We start from the raw sequence: 20,716 nt of genomic DNA on the forward strand, positions 1-20,716 counted from the left end.
ACCGGATTTCGAGGAAATGATTTCCCGCTATCCACTGAGCAAACTAAGCCTGGAGGCAAAACCCATGGAGATGTTGTCAGGAGCCGAGATGGTTGTCCGATCGTTAATCGATCAGGGCGTTAAGCATGTATTCGGTTATCCCGGCGGGGCCGTACTTGATATCTACGATGCCCTGCACACGGTCGGAGGCATCGATCACGTGCTGGTGCGCCACGAACAAGGTGCGGTTCACATGGCCGATGGTTATGCGCGGGCCACTGGCGAGGTTGGTGTTGTGCTGGTCACGTCTGGCCCTGGGGCGACCAATGCGATTACCGGTATTGCGACGGCGTATATGGATTCAGTACCGATGGTGGTGCTTTCTGGCCAGGTACCAAGCTCACTGATTGGCTACGATGCTTTCCAGGAATGTGACATGGTGGGTATCTCCCGCCCGGTGGTTAAACACAGTTTCCTTGTGAAACGCACCGAAGATATCCCAACGGTATTGAAAAAAGCATTTTATCTGGCTGCGACAGGTCGCCCAGGCCCGGTAGTTATTGACCTACCAAAAGATATTGTTGGCCCGGCGGTAAAAATGCCGTATGCCTATCCCGAGCAGGTCAGTTTGCGCTCTTATAACCCGACGGTGCAAGGTCATCGCGGGCAGATTAAACGCGCTTTGCAAACTATTTTGGCGGCTAAGCGGCCTATTATGTATGTCGGCGGCGGGGCAATTAACTCTGCTTGTCATGAAGAGTTACTGGCTTTAGCGGAAAAGCTTAATTTACCGGTCACCAGCTCTTTGATGGGGTTGGGGAGCTTCCCGGGCACACATCGCCAAAGTGTGGGGATGCTGGGGATGCATGGGACATTTGAGGCCAATATGGCCATGCATAATACCGACCTTATTTTTGCTGTTGGTGTGCGTTTCGATGACCGCACCACTAATAACCTGGCGAAATATTGCCCGAATGCCACTGTGGTACATATTGATATAGACCCGACCTCGATATCAAAAACGGTAGAAGCGGATATTCCAATTGTCGGTGATGCTAAACAAGTTTTGACGCAAATGCTGGAGTTATTGCCGCAACTTGATTGCGCCCAAGATTTTGATAGTTTGCGTGATTGGTGGCAGTCCATTGAGCAATGGCGCGCCCGTGATTGCTTGGGCTACAGCCGAGACAGTGGCAAAATCAAACCGCAGGCGGTAATCGAAACACTGCACCGCCTGACCCATGGTGATGCTTATGTCACCTCTGATGTCGGCCAACATCAAATGTTCGCTGCACTTTACTATCCATTTGATAAACCACGCCATTGGATTAACTCGGGTGGGTTAGGCACCATGGGCTTTGGCCTACCAGCCGCGCTTGGCGTGAAACTGGCGTTACCGGATGAAACTGTGGTGTGTGTCACCGGCGATGGCAGTATCCAAATGAATATTCAGGAATTATCTACTGCGTTGCAATATAACTTGCCGGTGTTGGTCTTGAACCTGAATAACCGCTATCTTGGCATGGTGAAGCAGTGGCAGGATATGATTTATTCTGGTCGGCATTCACAGTCTTATATGGATTCTCTGCCTGACTTCGTTAAATTAGCCGAAGCATATGGTCATATCGGTGTTTCCATTCGTACACCTGATGAATTGGAAAGCAAGCTGGCGGGTGCTTTACAGCAATTATCCGAGACGAATCGCCTGGTATTTGTGGATGTCACTGTTGATGAAACAGAGCATGTTTACCCAATGCAAATTCGCGGTGGTGGCATGGACGAAATGTGGCTTAGCAAAACGGAGAGGACATAACTATGCGCCGCCGGATTTTATCAGTTCTGCTAGAAAACGAATCAGGTGCTCTATCGCGAGTGGTGGGCCTATTTTCTCAGCGCGGTTATAACATTGAAAGTTTGACGGTTGCGCCTACCGATGACCCCACGCTGTCGAGAATGACCATCCAAACTGTGGGTGATGCCAAAGTTCTGGAACAGATTGAAAAACAGCTACATAAGCTGGTGGATGTATTGCGTGTTAGCGAGCTGGTTTCCGGCTCACATGTTGAGCGCGAAATCATGTTGGTGAAATTGCAGGCCAGCGGTTATGGACGTGAAGAAGTGAAGCGCTGCGCTGAAATCTTCCGCGGGCAAATTGTGGATGTGACCGCCACGCTCTACACTGTACAGCTGGCGGGCACCAGCGACAAACTGGATGCATTCTTAAATGCTGTGCGAGAAGTGGCCGAAATTGTTGAGGTTGCTCGCTCCGGTATTGTTGGTGTATCCCGTGGTGACAAAATCATGCGTTAATCATGGTGATTAATACTGACTAATCTCCAATCATCAGGCTCAGCAGACTTGCTGGGCTTTTTTTTTCTTATTTTTTAACCTAGATAGCGTTATATGGCAGTTAAAGCGGTTGCTCAATAGTGAGATCTGCTGTTAGATCATATCCATGGTTAAACTATGTCTATTATAGTTTAGCCTCAACGTTATTTTATTAGGTATATAAGGGGTCAATGTGAAACTGGATGAAATCGCGCGCCTTGCGGGTGTTTCGCGCACTACGGCCAGTTATGTCATTAATGGCAAAGCGAAACAGTACCGGGTCAGCGATAAAACAGTAGACAAAGTTATGGCGGTTGTCAGGGAACATAACTATCACCCAAATGCTGTTGCGGCAGGATTGCGTGCGGGGAGAACCCGCTCGATTGGTTTGGTGATCCCGGATTTGGAAAATACCAGCTACACCCGTATAGCTAATTATTTGGAGCGTCAGGCGCGCCAACGGGGTTATCAACTGCTGATTGCCTGTTCTGAAGATCAACCCGATAATGAAATGCGTTGTATCGAGCACTTGTTGCAGCGCCAGGTTGACGCCATTATTGTTTCGACTGCCTTACCTCCAGAGCACCCGTTTTATCAGCGTTGGGCAAATGATCCCTTACCCATCATTGCACTTGACCGTGCGCTTGATCGGGAGCATTTCATTAGCGTCGTCGGGGCCGACCAAGAAGATGCGCAGATGCTAGCGCAAGAGTTGCGTTCCTTCCCGGCGGAGTCGGTATTGTATCTGGGCGCATTGCCAGAATTGTCAGTCAGTTTTCTGCGCGAGATGGGGTTTCGTGAAGCGTGGAAAGACGATCCGCGCAAGGTCGATTATCTGTATGCCAACAGCTACGAGCGCGAAGCTGCTGGTGCCCTGTTCGCTGAATGGCTGAAGACCCACCCAATGCCACAAGCACTATTTACTACCTCATTCCAGTTATTACAGGGCGTTATGGATGTCACTTTAAAACAAAGTGGCCGCCTACCCAGTAATTTGGCTATTGCCACTTTTGGTGATAATGAGCTGCTGGATTTCCTCGAATGCCCGGTATTGGCAGTTGCGCAACGTCACCGGGATGTTGCTGAGCGGGTACTCGAATTGGTATTAGCCAGCTTAGATGAGCCGCATAAACCAAAGCCGGGTTTGACCCGTATTCGTCGCAATTTATTCCGCCGCGGCAGTTTAAGCCGCAAATAGCCAATTTCGGTTAGGTTGTTTAATCCAACATTTTGCGCTGGCCTGTAGCGTGAGCCTCACTAGAGGCTCATCATCCCGATGAGCTGACAAAGTAAGTGATTCGGGTGATTGCGGGTAGCCAACAAACCTGCAACTTGAGATATGCCGGGTAATTCAAACATAGCCCGCAACACGAAATAGCCTGCGGCAATATTCCAAAAAGTAGCCATAAGCCACACCCATTGCCATTGAAACCAACGCGTTACTCGCGACAGCCGTGGTTATTTGCTCTAAATCTGCGCCAACAGACCATAAAATTATGGCATAGACCGGCGATTGGAAACTGACATAGGCCAGCAAGTCGGCCAGGTTCCTCGCCCAAACATGCTCTCCCGCATGACGACGAGCAAATCGGATGAATGCATCCCGATAAACACCATAGGGCCAGGCAATAAGGATGTTGACTGGTATCGAAACCAGCCGAGAAGAGAGTGATTGTTGGAATGTCATTCCAGAAATCACGATTTCAATTACCATGCCGATGACGAAACAGTACACCACAAGTGCAAAAGTATCGGCTGCAGCACTCCGCAGACGGGACTCAGTTGAAAACATGGTTATTAACTCCCTAATTGGGGGGAAACTCTGTCAGAATACTAATCATTGATAATAATGATTGGTTTTATGTATTGCTCATTGTTTAAATTTGAGATTATTGTATTGATGTTTTGCTTTTTGTGTAGTTTACCGTTCTATTGTTGATAATATAACCAGCTTAAAATTTTTATTTTTAACATTTGCCTGATTTTTATACTTTTCACTGTGGGGAATCGGGCTTTTTGTGGTTTTTTAAACGTCACTGTAGATGTTTTTCATTAAAAAACATTAGGTTAAATGTTTGGCTGGTAAGGTGGGTAACGTTATACCCAGAGGGAAAATTAAAAATAATTAGTAGGAGGAAAATTAATTTACAGTCTTTTCCTAATTTAAGATTTATCTGCCTGATGGCATTCATATTTCATCGGTAGTTAAAGATGGACGCTAATGATTTATTTCAAAATAGATTAATCCCCATCAGTTAATTGAAGTAAAATGTCGCGCCAGCTAACACTTGTTGTTATCAAGGGTATTATTGTGTTGCCATAGCTTCCGCTGCTGACTTCACTGCTTTTCTGGGGGAACGCCAGTAGCCGCGGGTTTTGTGCTCAAGTTGTATAATTTTAAACCGTACGATTTTTATACTAAAAATGAGACATTCCTTGCAGAAGGAAATAATGCGTCAATTAATTGACAATTTATTATTTATTTAAGTTGCCAGAATTACTGGCGGAAAAATAGCCCGTTTATCATGACGTTAATTTCTATTTCAACTGCGAAAATAGCCCCTAATACGAGATATATCTTAAAAACGACCCATAAATATTGTCAAAGCGCATCCGCTCTGGCTTGACAAGGTTTTCATACCATCCGTAAACTCTTTAATGTGGGGATTTGTGGGGTAAAGTGGCGAATTGGGTCATGAGGGGGTAACTCAGTCATGTTTCGTGGGGCAACGATGGTTAACCTCGACAGCAAAGGGCGGCTTGCCGTACCTACCCGTTATCGGGATTTGCTGAATGAGGAGTCGCAAGGTCAGATGGTCTGTACTATAGACCTTCACCAACCATGCCTGTTGCTTTATCCACTCCCTGAATGGGAAGTCATTGAACAAAAATTATCCCGACTGTCGAGCATGAATCCAGCTGAACGTCGCGTTCAGCGTTTGTTGTTAGGTCATGCGAGTGAATGTCAGATGGATGGCGCTGGGCGATTACTGATTGCAGGAACATTGCGTCAGCACGCCGGGCTAAATAAAGAAGTGATGCTGGTTGGGCAGTTCAACAAGTTTGAACTGTGGGATGAACAGACCTGGTATCAACAAGTCAAGGATGACATCGACGCAGAACAGTCCACTCAGGAACCTCTATCTGAGCGGCTACAGGACTTATCGCTATAAGCATGGTAGATAACAACCACAGTGTAGATAACAACTACAAGCACACCAGCGTGTTACTGGATGAGGCCGTTAATGGCCTGAACATCCGTGATAACGGCATCTATATTGACGGAACTTTTGGCCGTGGTGGCCACTCGCGCCTGATTTTGTCCCAACTTGGGCCAGCCGGGCGTTTGATAGCAATTGATCGTGACCCACAGGCCATCGAAGCGGCAAAATCGATTACCGACCCCCGTTTCTCTATCGTACACGGCCCTTTTTCTGATTTGGCGCATTATGTGCGGGAATTAGATTTAGTCGGCCGTATTGACGGCATATTGCTGGATTTGGGGGTTTCATCGCCTCAATTGGATGATCCTGAACGCGGTTTTTCCTTCATGCGTGATGGGCCGTTGGATATGCGCATGGACCCCACCCGTGGGTTATCTGCGGCCGACTGGTTAATGAAGGCGAGTGCCGATGATATCGCCTGGGTGCTAAAAACGTTTGGCGAAGAGCGTTTTGCCAAGCGCCTAGCCAAGGCCATTGTTGAACGTAATCTCACACAGCCGATGACGCGCACCAAAGAACTGGCCGATTTGATTGCCAACGCCAGCCCATTTCGTGAAAAGCACAAACATCCGGCAACACGAAGCTTCCAGGCTATCCGCATCTATATCAACAGTGAATTAGAAGAGATAGAGCGCGCACTCGATGGTGCTCTTGAGGTGCTGGCACCTGAAGGGCGCTTATCCGTCATTAGCTTCCACTCCCTTGAGGACCGCATTGTAAAAAACTTTATCCGACATCACAGCCGTGGGCCGCAAGTTCCGGCTGGTTTGCCATTGACGGAGGCCCAGTTGCGCAGCATGGGCGGGCGCAGCTTAAAATCTGTTGGCAAGATGATGCCGCCCGATGCCGAAGTGGCCGAGAACCCACGGGCGCGTAGCTCAGTATTACGTTTTGCCGAGAGGGTTAACGCGTGATAGGCAATGAACGCCATGGTCTGGTCGGGGTAATTGGCGGGGATTTGTTTCGTAATGCCAAGATCCCGCTCATTCTGCTGATCGCGGTGTTGGTGTCGGCCATTTTTGTTGTGACCACCGCGCACCGTACGCGCCTACTGACTGCGGAGCGCGAGCAGTTGGTGCTGGAGCGCGATGCGCTGGACATTGAATGGCGTAATTTGATCTTGGAAGAAAATGCATTGGGTGACCACAGCCGGGTTGAAAGCATCGCAACCGACAAGCTGAAAATGCAACATGTTGATCCGTCACAAGAAAATATTGTGGTTCAGCAATAGGTTTTTCTAATAAATAAAGGAATTTGTCGCCACCATGACTCTACGTTGCCAAGGTAACGCATGAAAGCAGCGCGCCCCGGGAAGTTAAAGCGCCAAGAAGAACAAGCCAGCTTTATCAGCTGGCGTTTTGCGTTGCTATGCGGCTGTATTTTGTTGGCATTGGTCGGCTTGATGCTGCGTACCGCCTATCTGCAAGTCATTAACCCCGATAAGTTAGTGCGTGAGGGCGATATGCGCTCATTGCGGGTACAAGAAGTGCCCACCGCGCGCGGCATGATAAGTGACCGCTCGGGCCGCCCATTGGCTGTTAGTGTTCCGGTTAATGCGGTTTGGGCTGATCCTAAAGAGTTAACCGAACGCGGCGGTATTACACTGGATTCGCGTTGGAAAGCACTGTCTGATGCACTGGAAATCCCGCTTGACCAACTGGCAACCCGCATCAACGCCAACCCGAAAGGGCGCTTTGTTTATCTGGCGCGCCAAGTTAACCCGGCGATTGGCGATTACATCCATAAGCTGAAATTGCCCGGTATCTATTTGCGCCAGGAATCCCGCCGCTATTATCCAGCTGGGCAGGTTATGGCACATATTATCGGTGTGACTAACATCGATAGCCAAGGTATTGAAGGCGTTGAGAAAAGTTTCGACCGCTGGCTCACTGGGCAACCTGGCGAGCGCACGGTACGTAAAGACCGCTATGGTCGCGTCATCGAGGATATTTCTTCAGTTGATAGCCAAGCGGCACACAATCTGGTGTTGAGTATTGATGAGCGTTTACAGGCGCTGGTCTATCGCGAGCTGAACAATGCGGTGGCCTTCAACAAAGCAGAATCGGGTACCGCAGTGCTGGTCGATGTTAACACCGGCGAAGTGCTGGCGATGGCCAACAGCCCATCTTACAACCCGAATAATTTGACCGGTACGCCGAAAGATGCCATGCGTAACCGGGCAATAACCGATATTTTTGAACCCGGCTCCACAGTTAAGCCAATGGTAGTGATGACGGCATTGCAGCATGGGGTAGTGAAAGAAAACAGCGTGCTCAATACCTTGCCGTACTTTGTTAACGGCCACCAGATTAAAGACGTGGCCCGTTACGCCGAGCTATCCGTGACCGGGATCTTGCAGAAGTCGAGTAACGTCGGTGTTTCTAAACTGGCGTTAGCGATGCCATCCTCAGCTTTAGTAGAGACTTACTCAAAGTTTGGGTTTGGGAAAGCGACCAATTTGGGGTTGGTCGGAGAAAGCAGTGGCTTATATCCTAAAAAACAACGGTGGTCTGACATAGAGAGGGCCACCTTCTCTTTCGGCTACGGGCTAATGGTAACGCCGTTACAACTAGCGCGAGTCTATGCAACCATCGGCAGCATGGGGATTTACCGCCCGCTGTCGATTACCAAAGTTGACCCGCCAGTGGCCGGTGAACGCGTTTTCCCCGAACCCTTGGTGCGTACCGTGGTTCATATGATGGAAAGTGTGGCATTACCTGGCGGCGGGGGCACCAAAGCGGCTATCAAAGGCTACCGCATCGCCATTAAAACCGGTACAGCCAAGAAAGTCGGCCCAGATGGCAAATATATGGACCGATACCTCGCTTACACCGCTGGCGTAGCGCCCGCGAGTAACCCTAGATTTGCTCTGGTTGTGGTCATCAACGACCCGCAAGCAGGGAAATATTACGGTGGTGCGGTTTCTGCACCGGTGTTCGGTGCCATCATGGGCGGGGTGTTGCGCACCATGAACATTGAGCCAGATGCATTACCCACTGGTGATAAAAGCGAATTAGTGATTAATAAAAAAGAGGGTTCAGGTGGCAGATCGTAACTTGCGCGACTTACTCGCTCCTTGGGGGCTAGACGTCCCGGAGCGTGCGCTACGGGAAATGACATTAGACAGCCGTGTTGCCGCTGCCGGGGATTTGTTTGTCGCTGTTGTCGGCCATCAGACGGACGGGCGTCGCTATATCCCGCAAGCCATCGCACAAGGTGTGGCGGCGGTGGTGGCTGAAGCTGATGGTGTAGCGCCGGATGCCAGTATGGTCGAGATGCATGGTGTACCGGTTATTTATCTGCGTAATTTGAATCAGCACTTATCCAAACTGGCGGGGCAATTTTACCATCAGCCGGGGTCTGCATTACGTTTGGTGGGGGTGACCGGCACGAACGGCAAAACCACCACCAGTCAATTATTGGCCCAATGGAGTCAAGCGCTGGGCGAAACCAGCGCAGTGATGGGGACGGTGGGCAATGGTTTGTTGGGGCAGGTTATCCCGACGGAGAACACCACCGGCTCAGCAGTTGATATCCAACATTTGCTGCGTAATTTGGTTGACCAAGGGGCCACTTTCGCCGCAATGGAAGTTTCTTCTCATGGTTTGATTCAAAACCGGGTGGCGGCATTGCCGTTTGCCGCCGCCGTGTTCACTAACTTAAGCCGCGACCATTTGGATTATCACGGCAATATGGCGAGTTACGAAGCGGCGAAATGGCTGCTGTTTTCTACCCATCAATCCGAACACAAAATTATTAATGCTGATGATGAGGTAGGACGCCGCTGGTTAGGGCAGTTGCCGCAAGCTGTCGCCGTCAGTATGGCGGGCAATATTCCGCAGGGCTGGAATGGCCGGTGGCTCTCCGCCAGCCAAGTTCACTATCACGACAACGGTGCCAGCATTGCTTTTGACTCAAGCTGGGGTCAAGGCCAGTTAGAAAGCCGCCTGATGGGGGCATTCAATGTCAGTAACCTTCTGGTCGCCCTGTCAACATTGCTTTCACTGGGTTACCCGCTGGCACAGCTATTAGCCGCTGCACCTCAATTGCTGCCGGTGTGCGGGCGGATGGAGGTGTTTAATGCGCCGGGTAAACCGACAGTTGTGGTCGATTATGCCCATACCCCAGATGCGTTGGAAAAAGCGCTGGCGGCGGCGCGTTTGCATTGTAAAGGCCAGTTGTGGTGTGTGTTTGGTTGCGGTGGTGACCGTGACAAAGGTAAGCGCCCACTTATGGGCGGTATCGCGGAACAACTGGCTGACCGTGTTGTTGTCACCGACGATAACCCGCGCAGCGAAGAACCGCAGGCTATTATCGCTGACATTCTTGCCGGCTTGCTGGATGCCGGTCACGCGCAGGCCATTCATGGTCGTGCTGAAGCCGTCACCAGTGCCATCATGCAAGCCAAACAAGACGATGTGGTGTTGGTTGCTGGCAAAGGGCATGAAGATTATCAATTAGTTGGCAATCGCCGGCTGGATTACTCCGACCGCGTGACCGTCGCCCGCTTGTTGGGGGTGTTGGCATGATTAAGGTCTCGCTGCATTTCTTGTCCGAGTTGCTTAACGCTGAATTAATTGGCGATAGCATCGATATCACCGAAGTGACCATTGATACCCGCAAAGTTACGCCGGGCTGTTTATTCGTGGCGCTGAAAGGCGAGCGTTTTGATGGGCATGATTTTGCAGAAGATGCTGTTGCCGCTGGTGCCGGAGCTTTGCTAGTAAGTAAACGCTTACTGGGGGGGGCACCGCAATTAGTGGTTAAAGACACCCGGCTGGCACTGGGGCAATTAGCTGCCTGGGTGCGCCAGCAAGTGCCCGCTCGCGTGGTCGCATTGACTGGATCATCCGGTAAAACCTCGGTAAAAGAAATGGTTGCAGCGATTTTGCGCCAATGTGGCCAGGTGCTGTATACCGCCGGTAACTTTAATAACGATATTGGCGTGCCACTGACTCTGCTGCGCCTGACGCCAGAACATGATTTCGCCGTGATTGAGCTGGGTGCTAATCATGTGGGCGAAATTGCCTACACCACCGATTTAAGCCGCCCGGAAAGTGCCTTGGTCAACAATTTGTCGGCCGCACATTTGGAGGGGTTTGGCTCACTTGCCGGTGTGGCGCGCGCTAAGGGCGAGATTTTTGCCGGTTTGCCGGCTAATGGCACCGCCATTATTAATGCGGACAGCAATGACTGGCCGCACTGGCAGGAAACTCTGCATAACAAGCGCGTCTGGTATTTTTCACCAAATGTGGCGGAAAATGTCGATTTTTATGCCAGTGATGTGCGTATTACGCCGCAAGCAACCTATTTCACTCTGCATTCTCCGCTGGGCGCTGTCGACATTGAGTTGCCGCTACCGGGGCGACACAACATTGCTAATGCATTAGCCGCAGCAGCACTTGCTCTGTCCGTTGGCGCAGATTTGGCTGCGGTACGCCAAGGGCTAACTCAGCTACAGGCGGTGCCGGGCCGCTTATTCCCGCTGCAATTGGCGGCTAATCAGTTGCTACTTGATGACAGCTACAACGCCAATGTCGGCTCCATGACCGCCGCGGCCCAAGTGCTGGCTGAAATGCCGGGCTACCGGGTGATGGTGGTGGGTGATATGGCTGAATTGGGTGAGACCGCCGTCGAGTGCCACCGTCAGGTGGGTGAAGCCGCGAAACAAGCCGGTATTGATAAAGTGTTGAGTGTTGGCAGCTTGAGCCAGGTGCTGAGTGACGCGAGCGGGTGTGGCGAACATTTCCAGGATAAGAGGGCAATCGCCGCGCGTGTGAGTGAATTGCTGCTCGAACACCCGGTTATCACTGTCTTAATTAAAGGTTCACGTAGCGCCGCCATGGAAAATGTCGTGCGTGCGTTACAGGAGAGGGCATCATGCTAGTTTGGTTGGCTGAATACTTAGTAAAATTTTACTCGGGCTTTAACGTCTTTTCCTATTTGACGTTCCGCGCCATTGTCAGCTTGTTGACTGCATTAGTCATTTCATTGTGGATGGGGCCATATCTGATTTCTTACTTACAGAAATTGCAGATTGGCCAGGTTGTCCGTAATGATGGGCCAGAGTCGCATTTCAGTAAGCGCGGCACGCCCACCATGGGCGGGCTGATGATTCTGTTCTCCATCACCATTTCTGTTTTGATGTGGGCTTACCCCTCTAACCCGTATGTGTGGTGCGTGCTGTTTATTCTGATCGGCTATGGGATTGTCGGTTTTATCGATGACTACCGCAAAGTGGTGCGCAAAGACACTAAAGGCCTGATTGCGCGTTGGAAATATTTCTGGCAATCGGTGATAGCGCTGGCCGCGGCTTTCGCGATGTACAGCATCGGCAAAGATACCCCAGCCACTGAGCTGGTGGTGCCATTCTTCAAAGACATCATGCCGCAGCTGGGCTTGCTGTATATCTTGCTGGCCTACTTCGTGATTGTGGGCACCAGTAACGCGGTCAATCTGACCGACGGGTTAGATGGGCTGGCAATTATGCCGACAGTCTTTGTGGCGGGCGGCTTTGCCTTGGTGGCTTGGGCGACCGGTAACATGAATTTTGCCGCCTATCTGCACATTCCTTACCTGCGTCATGCCGGTGAGCTGGTGATTGTCTGCACCGCGATTGTGGGCGCTGGGCTGGGCTTCTTGTGGTTTAACACCTACCCGGCCCAAGTCTTTATGGGTGATGTCGGCTCATTGGCCCTGGGCGGCGCGCTGGGCACCATCGCGGTATTACTGCGCCAAGAGTTTTTATTAGTGATTATGGGCGGGGTGTTTGTGGTGGAAACACTGTCGGTCATTTTGCAAGTCGGTTCCTTTAAGTTACGTGGGCAGCGGATTTTCCGCATGGCCCCGATTCATCATCATTACGAACTTAAAGGCTGGCCAGAACCGCGGGTGATTGTGCGCTTCTGGATTATTTCGCTGATGCTGGTGCTGATTGGCCTGGCGACGCTGAAGGTGCGGTAATTATGGTTGATTATCAGGGTAAACAAGTGGTCATTATCGGGCTGGGGCTAACCGGCCTTTCCTGCGTTGATTTCTTTATCGCGCGTGGCGTAACGCCGCGTGTGATGGATACCCGAATCAACCCGCCGGGCTTGGATAAGTTACCTGAAAGTGTTGAGCGCCATGTGGGGGATTTGCATCCGCAGTGGTTGCTGGCGGCTGATTTGATTGTCGCCAGCCCCGGTATTGCACTGGCACATCCGGCATTGAGTGAAGCGGCTGATGCCGGTGTTGAGATTGTCGGCGATATTGAACTGTTCTGCCGTGAAAATCAGGCCCCAGTAGTGGCGATTACCGGCTCTAACGGTAAAAGCACCGTGACCACACTGGTGGGCGAAATGGCCAAAGCGGCTGGCTGGCAGGTTGGTGTGGGCGGCAATATTGGTGTTCCGGCGCTGAGCTTACTGAAACAAGAAAACCAGTTGGTGGTATTGGAGTTATCCAGCTTCCAGCTGGAAACAACATCAAGTTTACGCGCCAGTGCTGCCACCATATTGAATGTCACAGAAGATCACACCGACCGTTATCCGTTCGGTTTGCAGCAATATCGCGCAGCCAAACTGCGGGTGTATGAAAACGCTAAAGTTTGTGTTGTGAATGCCGATGACGCGCTCACCATGCCAGTGCGTGGTGCGGATAGCCGCTGTATTAGCTTTGGGGTGGATGTCGGTGATTATCATCTCAATAAACAGCAGGGCGAAATTTGGCTGCGAGTGCGCGGTGAGAAAGTGCTGAATACCCGGGAAATGAAATTGACCGGGCGGCATAACTATACCAATGCGCTGGCGGCACTGGCGCTGGCTGATGCTGTCGGTATTCCGCGCTCATCAAGTTTGACCGCGTTGACTAACTTTACCGGGTTACCCCACCGTTTTCAGTTGGTTTTTGAGCAGCATGGGGTGCGCTGGATTAATGATTCCAAGGCGACCAATGTTGGCAGCACCGAAGCGGCATTGGATGGTTTACAGCTGGATGGCACTTTACACCTGTTGCTGGGTGGCGATGGCAAATCCGCTGATTTCTCTGGATTAACTCGCTTCTTGCAAGGCGACCATATCAAGATTTATTGCTTTGGCCGTGATGGCGAGCAACTGGCGCAACTGCGCCCAGAAGTCTCGCAACGCACTGAGACCATGGAGCAAGCTATGGTGCTGCTGGCGAAATCATTAACCCCGGGAGATATGGTGTTATTGTCGCCAGCTTGTGCCAGTTTGGATCAATTCCGCAATTTCGAGCAACGCGGTAATGAGTTTGCTCGTCTGGCAGAGGAGTTGGGCTGATGCGTATGCCGGGGCTGGGGCTGTTTAATACAGTAAAACATTTTGTGATGGGATCGCGCGAAAGCGACACCACCAGCATGGTGCTTTACGACAGAACCTTGCTGTGGCTGACATTCGGTTTGGCGATTATCGGTTTTGTGATGGTGACGTCGGCTTCGATGCCGATTGGTCAGCGCCTGGCCAGTGACCCTTTCCTGTTTGCCAAACGTGATGCGCTGTATCTGGCACTGGCATTCGGTTTGTCGCTGGTGACTTTGCGCATCCCAATGGAAATTTGGCAGCGCTATAGCAATATTATGTTATTGATTTCCATAGTAATGCTGCTGGTGGTACTGGTGGTGGGGAGCTCAGTCAACGGGGCATCGCGCTGGATTGCATTGGGGCCATTGCGTATTCAGCCAGCGGAGTTATCCAAGCTATCACTGTTTTGTTATCTCGCCAGCTATCTGGTGCGCAAAGTTGAAGAGGTGCGCAGTAACTTCTGGGGCTTCTGTAAACCGATGGGCGTGATGGTGATTCTGGCGGTGTTATTACTGGCGCAGCCCGATTTAGGCACGGTGGTGGTGCTGTTTGTCACGACCCTGGCGATGCTGTTTCTGGCTGGGGCCAAAATGTGGCAGTTTCTGGCGATTATCGGCTCCGGTATTTTTGCCGTGGGTCTATTGATTGTGGCCGAACCTTACCGTATGCGCCGTGTCACTTCGTTCTGGAATCCGTGGGAAGATCCGTTCGGTAGCGGCTACCAGTTAACCCAATCATTAATGGCTTTTGGTCGTGGTGAATTTTGGGGGCAAGGACTGGGAAATTCAGTGCAAAAACTGGAGTATTTACCGGAAGCGCACACCGACTTTATTTTCTCGATTTTAGGCGAGGAACTCGGGTATTTCGGTGTGGTTCTTGCATTGTTAATGGTATTCTTCGTCGCTTTTCGTGCTATGTCCATTGGGCGTCGCGCGTTAGAGATAGACCAGCGATTTTCTGGCTTTTTGGCCTGTTCTATCGGGGTCTGGTTCAGTTTCCAGGCGCTGGTTAACGTTGGGGCTGCTGCCGGGATGTTGCCAACCAAAGGTTTGACATTACCCCTGATAAGTTACGGTGGTTCAAGCCTGATTATTATGTCAACCGCGATAGTGCTGTTGTTACGTATTGATTTTGAAACACGTCTGGCAAAAGCTCAGGCGTTTGTAAGGAGTGCCCGATGAGTGGCAAGACCAAGCGCTTAATGGTGATGGCGGGTGGCACTGGGGGGCATGTCTTCCCCGGTTTGGCCGTGGCACATCATCTGATGGCGCAAGGCTGGCAGGTGCGTTGGCTCGGTACCGCAGACCGAATGGAAGCGTCATTGGTACCCAAAAACGGCATTGAAATTGATTTCATTCAGATTTCTGGTTTACGGGGTAAGGGGCTGATGGCCCAGTTGACCGCCCCGGTGCGAATTTATCGCGCGGTGCGTCAGGCGAAGAAAATCATGCGCGATTACCAGCCGGATGTGGTGCTGGGGATGGGCGGTTATGTTTCTGGCCCCGGTGGTTTGGCCGCATGGTTGTGTGGCATTCCGGTGGTTTTGCATGAGCAAAATGGCATTGCGGGCTTGACTAACCGCTGGCTGGCTAAGATCGCGAAAAAGGTTTTACAGGCATTTCCCGGCGCATTCCCAAATGCCGAAGTGGTGGGGAATCCGGTGCGGACCGATGTCTTGGCATTGCCGCTGCCGGCTGAGCGCCTCAGTGACCGCGTAGGGCCGATTCGGGTGCTGGTTATTGGTGGCAGCCAAGGCGCGCGCGTGCTGAATCAAACTCTGCCGCAGGTTGCGGCCACACTGGGTGAGCAGATTACCGTCTGGCACCAAGTGGGCAAAGGCGCGTTACCCGATGTATTAGCCGCCTACCAGCAAGCAGGGCAGGCTGATAAGCATCAGGTGGTCGAGTTTATTGATGATATGGCGGCGGCTTATGCTTGGGCCGATGTCGTGGTGTGCCGTTCGGGGGCGTTGACGGTCAGTGAAGTAGCTGCCGCAGGGTTACCCGCGATTTTTGTGCCTTTCCAGCATAAAGACCGGCAGCAATATTGGAATGCTTTGCCGCTGGAAAAAGCCGGGGCGGCCAAGATTATCGAACAGCCGCAATTTACTGCACAAGCGGTGAGCCGTCTGTTAGCTGAGTGGGATCGCGCAACATTATTAGCCATGGCAGAGCGGGCCAGGCAGGTGGCGATTCCTGATGCCACTGAGCGAGTGGCCGCCGAAGTGGTCGCTGCCAGTAAATGAAATAAATAATGAATGGCTGGCAATTAATGCGAGCTGTGAATATGCAACAGATAAAAAAGTGAAGAAAACGTGAATACACAACAACTAGCGAAACTACGTACTATCGTGCCCGAGATGCGTCGCGTCCGGCACATTCACTTTGTTGGCATCGGTGGTGCTGGCATGGGTGGTATCGCTGAAGTGTTGGCAAATGAAGGTTATCAGATTAGCGGTTCAGATTTGGCTCCCAACCCGGTAACGCAGCATTTGACGTCATTGGGCGCCCAGATTTATTTCAATCACCGCCCAGAAAACGTGTTGGATGCTAGCGTGGTGGTGGTTTCAACCGCAATTTCGGCGGATAACCCGGAGATTGTCGCGGCTCGCGAGGCCCGTATTCCAGTGATTCGCCGGGCAGAAATGTTGGCAGAACTGATGCGCTATCGCCATGGTATTGCGGTGGCCGGTACCCACGGTAAAACTACCACTACCGCGATGGTTTCCAGTATTTATGCCGAGGCGGGGTTGGACCCAACATTTGTGAATGGCGGTTTGGTTAAAGCGGCAGGAACGCATGCCCGCTTAGGCTCCAGTCGCTATTTGATTGCGGAAGCTGACGAGAGTGATGCATCATTCCTGCATTTGCAGCCGATGGTGGCGATTATCACTAATATCGAAGCCGACCATATGGATACCTATCAGGGCGACTTTGAGAATTTAAAACAGACATTTATTAACTTTTTGCACAACTTGCCATTCTACGGCCGCGCGGTGATGTGTATCGATGACCCGGTGGTGCGTGAGTTGTTGCCGCGTGTTGGCCGCCATATCACCACGTATGGTTTTAGTGATGATGCCGATGTGCAGATTGCCAGCTATCGTCAGGACGGCCCGCAAGGGCACTTTACACTCAAACGTCTGGATAAGCCGTTGATGACAGTGACCTTGAATGCACCGGGCCGCCATAACGCGCTGAACGCCGCGGCGGCAGTGGCGGTGGCCACTGAAGAGGGCATTGCAGATGATGATATCTTGCGTGCGCTGGCAGGGTTCCAGGGAACCGGCCGCCGTTTTGATTTCCTCGGCAACTTCTCGCTGGCAGCGGTGAATGGCAAAGAGGGCAGCGCCATGTTGGTCGATGACTATGGCCATCATCCGACAGAGGTGGATGCCACGATTAAAGCGGCGCGTGCTGGCTGGCCGGATAAGCGCATTGTGATGGTTTTCCAGCCGCACCGTTATACCCGAACTCGTGATTTGTATGACGACTTTGCCAATGTTCTGTCGCAAGTCGATGTTTTACTGATGCTGGATGTGTATGCCGCCGGTGAACCGCCGATCCCAGGGGCTGATAGCCGCTCGCTGTGCCGCACTATTCGTAATCGTGGCAAGCTGGATCCTATTTTGGTGTCAGACAGCGACACTGTTCCAGATGTATTAGCGCAAGTGCTGAATGGCGATGACCTGATTCTGGTTCAGGGCGCGGGTAACATTGGTAAAATTGCCCGTAAATTGGCTGAGCTTAAATTGCAGCCACAGACAAAAGACGAGGAACATCATGGCTGAGAAAGTCGCGGTACTGCTGGGTGGTACCTCCGCTGAACGTGAAGTGTCATTGCTATCCGGTCAGGCAGTTTTAGCGGGCTTGAAAGAAGCGGGTATTGATGCGTATGGCATTGATACTAAAGACTTCCCGGTAACTCAGCTTAAAGAGCAAGGTTTTGATAAGGTCTTTATCGCGCTGCATGGGCGTGGTGGTGAAGACGGTACGCTGCAAGGTGTGTTGGAGTTTTTGCAACTGCCATACACTGGCAGCGGCGTGATGGCATCGGCGCTGACGATGGACAAATTGCGCACCAAATTGGTGTGGCAAGCTTCAGGTTTGCCCATTTCGCCTTATGTCGCGCTCAATCGCCAACAGTTTGAAACACTTTCCTCAGAGGAATTGGCGGCATGTGTCGCTAAGCTTGGCCTGCCATTAATTGTTAAGCCAAGCCATGAAGGCTCTAGCGTTGGGATGAGTAAGGTTGATAAGGCCAGTGAGCTGCAAGAGGCTCTGGTTGAAGCTTTCCGTCATGACACTGATGTGCTGATTGAAAAATGGTTGAGTGGGCCGGAATTCACCGTCGCTATTTTGGGTGACGAGGTTTTACCCTCGATCCGGATTCAGGTCCCTGGTGTATTTTATGATTATGCAGCTAAATATTTGTCTGATGAAACCCAGTATTTCTGCCCAAGTGGCTTGAGTGCTGAGTTAGAGCAGCAGTTGGCGGCATTGGCATTGCAAGCTTATCAAGCTCTAGGTTGCAGTGGTTGGGGCCGGGTTGACGTGATGCAAGACAGCGATGGCCGTTTCTACCTGCTGGAAGTGAATACTTCCCCGGGGATGACCAGCCACAGTTTAGTGCCGATGGCTGCCCGCCAATATGGGTTGAGTTTTTCCCAGTTGGTGGCCCGAATTCTGACGTTGGCTGACTGATATGTCGCAAGCTGCCCTAAATGCGCGCGAACGTGCGGCTGAAAACAGTGCAGCCCGGCGCAGTAACGGAGGCCAACTGGCAGGGCTGATTTTCCTGCTGATGGTGCTGGGAACCATCCTGTGGGGTGGGTGGGTCGTGGTGGGGTGGATGAAAGATGCCAGCCGATTGCCGCTGTCGAAACTGGTGGTGACCGGAGAGCGCCATTACACCACCAATGATGATATTCGCCAGGCTATTTTGGCATTGGGTGCACCGGGAACTTTCATGACGCAGGATGTCAACATCATCCAGCAGCAGATTGAAAGGCTCCCTTGGATTCAGCAGGCCAGTGTGCGTAAACAGTGGCCGGATGAGCTGAAAATCCATCTGGTGGAGTATGTGCCCTTTGCCCGCTGGAATGATTTGCACATGGTTGATGAGCAGGGGCGGTCATTCAGTGTGCCGTCGGAGCGCATCGGCAAACAGAAATTGCCATTACTGTATGGCCCGGAGGGCAGTGAACAGGATGTTCTGGAAGGCTACCGGGCAATGAGCAAAGTGTTAACGGCCAATAAGTATCAGCTGAAAATGGTGGCGATGAGCGCTAGGCATTCTTGGCAGTTGGCCTTAGATAATGATGTTCGGTTGGAGCTGGGACGGGATGACCGCATGGGGCGTTTGCAACGTTTCATCGAGTTGTATCCGATGTTGCAACAGCAGCCAGATAAACGGGTCAGTTATGTTGATTTGCGCTATGAAACCGGGGCTTCAATAGGTTGGGCTCCGGTATTTATCGGCAGTCAGGGTGGGGAGCCACCAGTAAATGGCCAACAGAACAGTAATCCGCAACAGAATCAGGCACAGGCAAAACAACAATGATCAAGTCGACGGACAGAAAACTGGTAGTAGGCCTTGAGATCGGAACGGCAAAGGTCTCCGCATTGGTAGGGGAAGTTCTGCCCGATGGCATGGTCAATATTATTGGGGTGGGCAGTTGCCCGTCCCGTGGCATGGATAAGGGTGGCGTTAATGATCTTGAGTCGGTAGTGAAATGCGTACAGCGCGCTATCGATCAGGCCGAGTTAATGGCGGATTGTCAAATTTCATCTGTCTATCTGGCATTATCGGGTAAACATATCAGTTGTCAGAATGAAATAGGGATGGTTCCTATTTCAGAAGAGGAAGTAACTCAGGAAGATGTAGAGAACGTAGTGCATACCGCGAAGTCGGTACGTGTGCGTGATGAGCATCGCATCTTGCATGTTATTCCACAGGAATATGCCATTGATTATCAAGAGGGCATCAAAAATCCTGTTGGCCTTTCGGGGGTGCGGATGCAAGCCAAAGTACACCTGATTACCTGCCATAACGATATGGCGAAGAATATTGTCAAAGCGGTGGAACGTTGTGGTCTGAAAGTTGACCAGCTGATTTTTGCCGGTTTGGCTGCAAGTTATGCCGTATTGACCGAAGATGAACGTGAGCTGGGTGTTTGTGTGGTCGACATCGGCGGTGGCACCATGGATATGGCGGTCTATACCGGTGGGGCGCTGCGGCACACCAAAGTTATCCCTTACGCCGGGAACGTGGTCACCAGCGACATAGCTTATGCCTTCGGGACACCGCCGACAGATGCGGAAGCGATTAAAGTTCGACACGGCTGTGCGCTCGGGTCGATTGTCAGCAAGGATGAAAGTGTAGAAGTACCAAGTGTTGGCGGACGCCCTCCGCGTAGTCTGCAAAGACAGACACTCGCTGAGGTTATAGAACCACGCTACACCGAGTTGCTGAATTTGGTTAATGACGAGATTTTACAATTGCAGGAGCAATTACGTCAGCAAGGCGTGAAGCATCATCTGGCAGCCGGTATCGTGCTGACGGGCGGAGCGGCACAAATTGATGGTCTGGCTGAATGCGCTCAACGGGTGTTTCACGCCCAAGTTCGTATCGGCCAACCGCTCAATATCACCGGGCTGACGGACTATGCACAGGAACCTTATTACTCCACTGCTGTTGGGTTGTTGCACTATGGTAAAGAATCTCATCTCAGTGGTGAGTCAGAAGTAGAAAAACGTGCCTCAGTGGGCAATTGGTTTAAACGCATCAATAGCTGGCTGAGAAAAGAGTTTTAATGTTTTAACAAAGAGATCATGCTGAACATATTTTTTGATCTCGAAGCGACAGGCACAAAACGGAGAG

General features: G+C 51.4%; 18 protein-coding genes. 17 read left to right on the top strand and 1 reads right to left on the bottom strand.

What is annotated here, in order from left to right; genetic code table 11:
* Positions 1-64 precede the first annotated feature (64 nt).
* From ilvI to cra, 3 genes are all read left to right on the top strand, one after another.
* A complete protein-coding gene (gene ilvI / locus D5F51_RS03870; protein WP_025379520.1) occupies positions 65-1,792 on the top strand; it encodes an acetolactate synthase 3 large subunit in 1,728 nt (575 codons plus the stop codon).
* 2 nt (positions 1,793-1,794) lie between these two features.
* Complete coding sequence (ilvN, locus tag D5F51_RS03875; protein WP_004388986.1) at positions 1,795-2,289, top strand: acetolactate synthase small subunit; 495 nt, start codon at positions 1,795-1,797, stop codon at positions 2,287-2,289.
* A gap of 211 nt (positions 2,290-2,500) precedes the next feature.
* The gene (gene cra, locus D5F51_RS03880) at positions 2,501-3,505 is read left to right on the top strand and encodes a catabolite repressor/activator (protein ID WP_025379519.1); all 1,005 of its coding nucleotides are present in this window, start codon (positions 2,501-2,503) and stop codon (positions 3,503-3,505) included.
* 153 nt (positions 3,506-3,658) lie between these two features.
* Here cra and D5F51_RS03885 read toward each other — a convergent pair whose 3' ends face one another.
* Positions 3,659-4,099 carry an L-alanine exporter AlaE gene (locus D5F51_RS03885; RefSeq protein WP_025379518.1) on the bottom strand — a complete coding sequence of 147 codons (441 nt, stop codon included), beginning with the start codon at positions 4,097-4,099 and terminating at the stop codon, positions 3,659-3,661.
* Between the two features lie 922 nt (positions 4,100-5,021).
* Here D5F51_RS03885 and mraZ point away from each other — a divergent pair.
* The 14 genes from mraZ to ftsA all read left to right on the top strand — a co-directional run bounded on the left by mraZ (position 5,022) and on the right by ftsA (position 20,649).
* Positions 5,022-5,480, top strand: coding sequence for a division/cell wall cluster transcriptional repressor MraZ (gene mraZ / locus D5F51_RS03890; RefSeq protein WP_025379517.1), 459 nt, complete (start codon positions 5,022-5,024; stop codon positions 5,478-5,480).
* Between the two features lie 2 nt (positions 5,481-5,482).
* Positions 5,483-6,445 (top strand): 16S rRNA (cytosine(1402)-N(4))-methyltransferase RsmH, encoded by a 963-nt coding sequence (gene rsmH / locus D5F51_RS03895; protein WP_025379516.1) that lies wholly within the window; start codon positions 5,483-5,485, stop codon positions 6,443-6,445.
* Complete coding sequence (gene ftsL / locus D5F51_RS03900; RefSeq protein WP_025379515.1) at positions 6,442-6,762, top strand: cell division protein FtsL; 321 nt, start codon at positions 6,442-6,444, stop codon at positions 6,760-6,762. The genes rsmH and ftsL overlap by 4 nt, the downstream gene beginning before the upstream one ends.
* Before the next feature lie 60 nt (positions 6,763-6,822).
* The gene (locus D5F51_RS03905; protein WP_025379514.1) at positions 6,823-8,586 is read left to right on the top strand and encodes a peptidoglycan glycosyltransferase FtsI; all 1,764 of its coding nucleotides are present in this window, start codon (positions 6,823-6,825) and stop codon (positions 8,584-8,586) included.
* Complete coding sequence (gene murE / locus D5F51_RS03910) at positions 8,573-10,060, top strand: UDP-N-acetylmuramoyl-L-alanyl-D-glutamate--2,6-diaminopimelate ligase (RefSeq protein ID WP_162301680.1); 1,488 nt, start codon at positions 8,573-8,575, stop codon at positions 10,058-10,060. Before D5F51_RS03905 ends, murE begins: the two co-directional genes overlap by 14 nt.
* Positions 10,057-11,418, top strand: a complete 1,362-nt coding sequence (gene murF / locus D5F51_RS03915; RefSeq protein WP_129195663.1) for a UDP-N-acetylmuramoyl-tripeptide--D-alanyl-D-alanine ligase — start codon at positions 10,057-10,059, stop codon at positions 11,416-11,418. The genes murE and murF overlap by 4 nt, the downstream gene beginning before the upstream one ends.
* Positions 11,412-12,494 (top strand): phospho-N-acetylmuramoyl-pentapeptide-transferase, encoded by a 1,083-nt coding sequence (mraY, locus tag D5F51_RS03920; protein ID WP_025379511.1) that lies wholly within the window; start codon positions 11,412-11,414, stop codon positions 12,492-12,494. The genes murF and mraY overlap by 7 nt, the downstream gene beginning before the upstream one ends.
* A 2-nt stretch (positions 12,495-12,496) precedes the next feature.
* Positions 12,497-13,813: a UDP-N-acetylmuramoyl-L-alanine--D-glutamate ligase gene (gene murD, locus D5F51_RS03925; protein ID WP_129195664.1), complete on the top strand. Its 1,317-nt coding sequence runs from the start codon at positions 12,497-12,499 to the stop codon at positions 13,811-13,813.
* Positions 13,813-15,015, top strand: a complete 1,203-nt coding sequence (ftsW, locus tag D5F51_RS03930; protein WP_025379509.1) for a cell division protein FtsW — start codon at positions 13,813-13,815, stop codon at positions 15,013-15,015. Before murD ends, ftsW begins: the two co-directional genes overlap by 1 nt.
* Complete coding sequence (murG, locus tag D5F51_RS03935; protein ID WP_129195665.1) at positions 15,012-16,079, top strand: undecaprenyldiphospho-muramoylpentapeptide beta-N-acetylglucosaminyltransferase; 1,068 nt, start codon at positions 15,012-15,014, stop codon at positions 16,077-16,079. The genes ftsW and murG overlap by 4 nt, the downstream gene beginning before the upstream one ends.
* Positions 16,080-16,148: 69 nt before the next feature.
* Positions 16,149-17,624, top strand: coding sequence for a UDP-N-acetylmuramate--L-alanine ligase (murC, locus tag D5F51_RS03940; protein WP_129195666.1), 1,476 nt, complete (start codon positions 16,149-16,151; stop codon positions 17,622-17,624).
* On the top strand, positions 17,617-18,537 hold the full coding sequence (locus D5F51_RS03945; protein ID WP_025379506.1) for a D-alanine--D-alanine ligase: 921 nt from the start codon (positions 17,617-17,619) through the stop codon (positions 18,535-18,537). Before murC ends, D5F51_RS03945 begins: the two co-directional genes overlap by 8 nt.
* Before the next feature lies 1 nt (position 18,538).
* Complete coding sequence (ftsQ, locus tag D5F51_RS03950) at positions 18,539-19,396, top strand: cell division protein FtsQ (RefSeq protein WP_129195667.1); 858 nt, start codon at positions 18,539-18,541, stop codon at positions 19,394-19,396.
* Positions 19,393-20,649 carry a cell division protein FtsA gene (ftsA, locus tag D5F51_RS03955; RefSeq protein ID WP_002210431.1) on the top strand — a complete coding sequence of 419 codons (1,257 nt, stop codon included), beginning with the start codon at positions 19,393-19,395 and terminating at the stop codon, positions 20,647-20,649. The genes ftsQ and ftsA overlap by 4 nt, the downstream gene beginning before the upstream one ends.
* Positions 20,650-20,716: the final 67 nt, after the last annotated feature.

The organism is Yersinia hibernica, assembly GCF_004124235.1.
Taxonomy (GTDB): domain Bacteria; phylum Pseudomonadota; class Gammaproteobacteria; order Enterobacterales; family Enterobacteriaceae; genus Yersinia; species Yersinia hibernica.

Coding starts and splice junctions, on each gene's coding strand:
- ilvI (WP_025379520.1), top strand. CDS start 65: ATGGAGATGTTGTCAGGAGCCGAGATGGTTGTCCGATCGTTAATCGAT.
- ilvN (WP_004388986.1), top strand. CDS start 1,795: ATGCGCCGCCGGATTTTATCAGTTCTGCTAGAAAACGAATCAGGTGCT.
- D5F51_RS03885 (WP_025379518.1), bottom strand. CDS start 4,099: ATGTTTTCAACTGAGTCCCGTCTGCGGAGTGCTGCAGCCGATACTTTT.
- mraZ (WP_025379517.1), top strand. CDS start 5,022: ATGTTTCGTGGGGCAACGATGGTTAACCTCGACAGCAAAGGGCGGCTT.
- rsmH (WP_025379516.1), top strand. CDS start 5,483: ATGGTAGATAACAACCACAGTGTAGATAACAACTACAAGCACACCAGC.
- D5F51_RS03905 (WP_025379514.1), top strand. CDS start 6,823: ATGAAAGCAGCGCGCCCCGGGAAGTTAAAGCGCCAAGAAGAACAAGCC.
- murF (WP_129195663.1), top strand. CDS start 10,057: ATGATTAAGGTCTCGCTGCATTTCTTGTCCGAGTTGCTTAACGCTGAA.
- mraY (WP_025379511.1), top strand. CDS start 11,412: ATGCTAGTTTGGTTGGCTGAATACTTAGTAAAATTTTACTCGGGCTTT.
- murD (WP_129195664.1), top strand. CDS start 12,497: ATGGTTGATTATCAGGGTAAACAAGTGGTCATTATCGGGCTGGGGCTA.
- ftsW (WP_025379509.1), top strand. CDS start 13,813: ATGCGTATGCCGGGGCTGGGGCTGTTTAATACAGTAAAACATTTTGTG.
- murG (WP_129195665.1), top strand. CDS start 15,012: ATGAGTGGCAAGACCAAGCGCTTAATGGTGATGGCGGGTGGCACTGGG.
- D5F51_RS03945 (WP_025379506.1), top strand. CDS start 17,617: ATGGCTGAGAAAGTCGCGGTACTGCTGGGTGGTACCTCCGCTGAACGT.
- ftsQ (WP_129195667.1), top strand. CDS start 18,539: ATGTCGCAAGCTGCCCTAAATGCGCGCGAACGTGCGGCTGAAAACAGT.
- ftsA (WP_002210431.1), top strand. CDS start 19,393: ATGATCAAGTCGACGGACAGAAAACTGGTAGTAGGCCTTGAGATCGGA.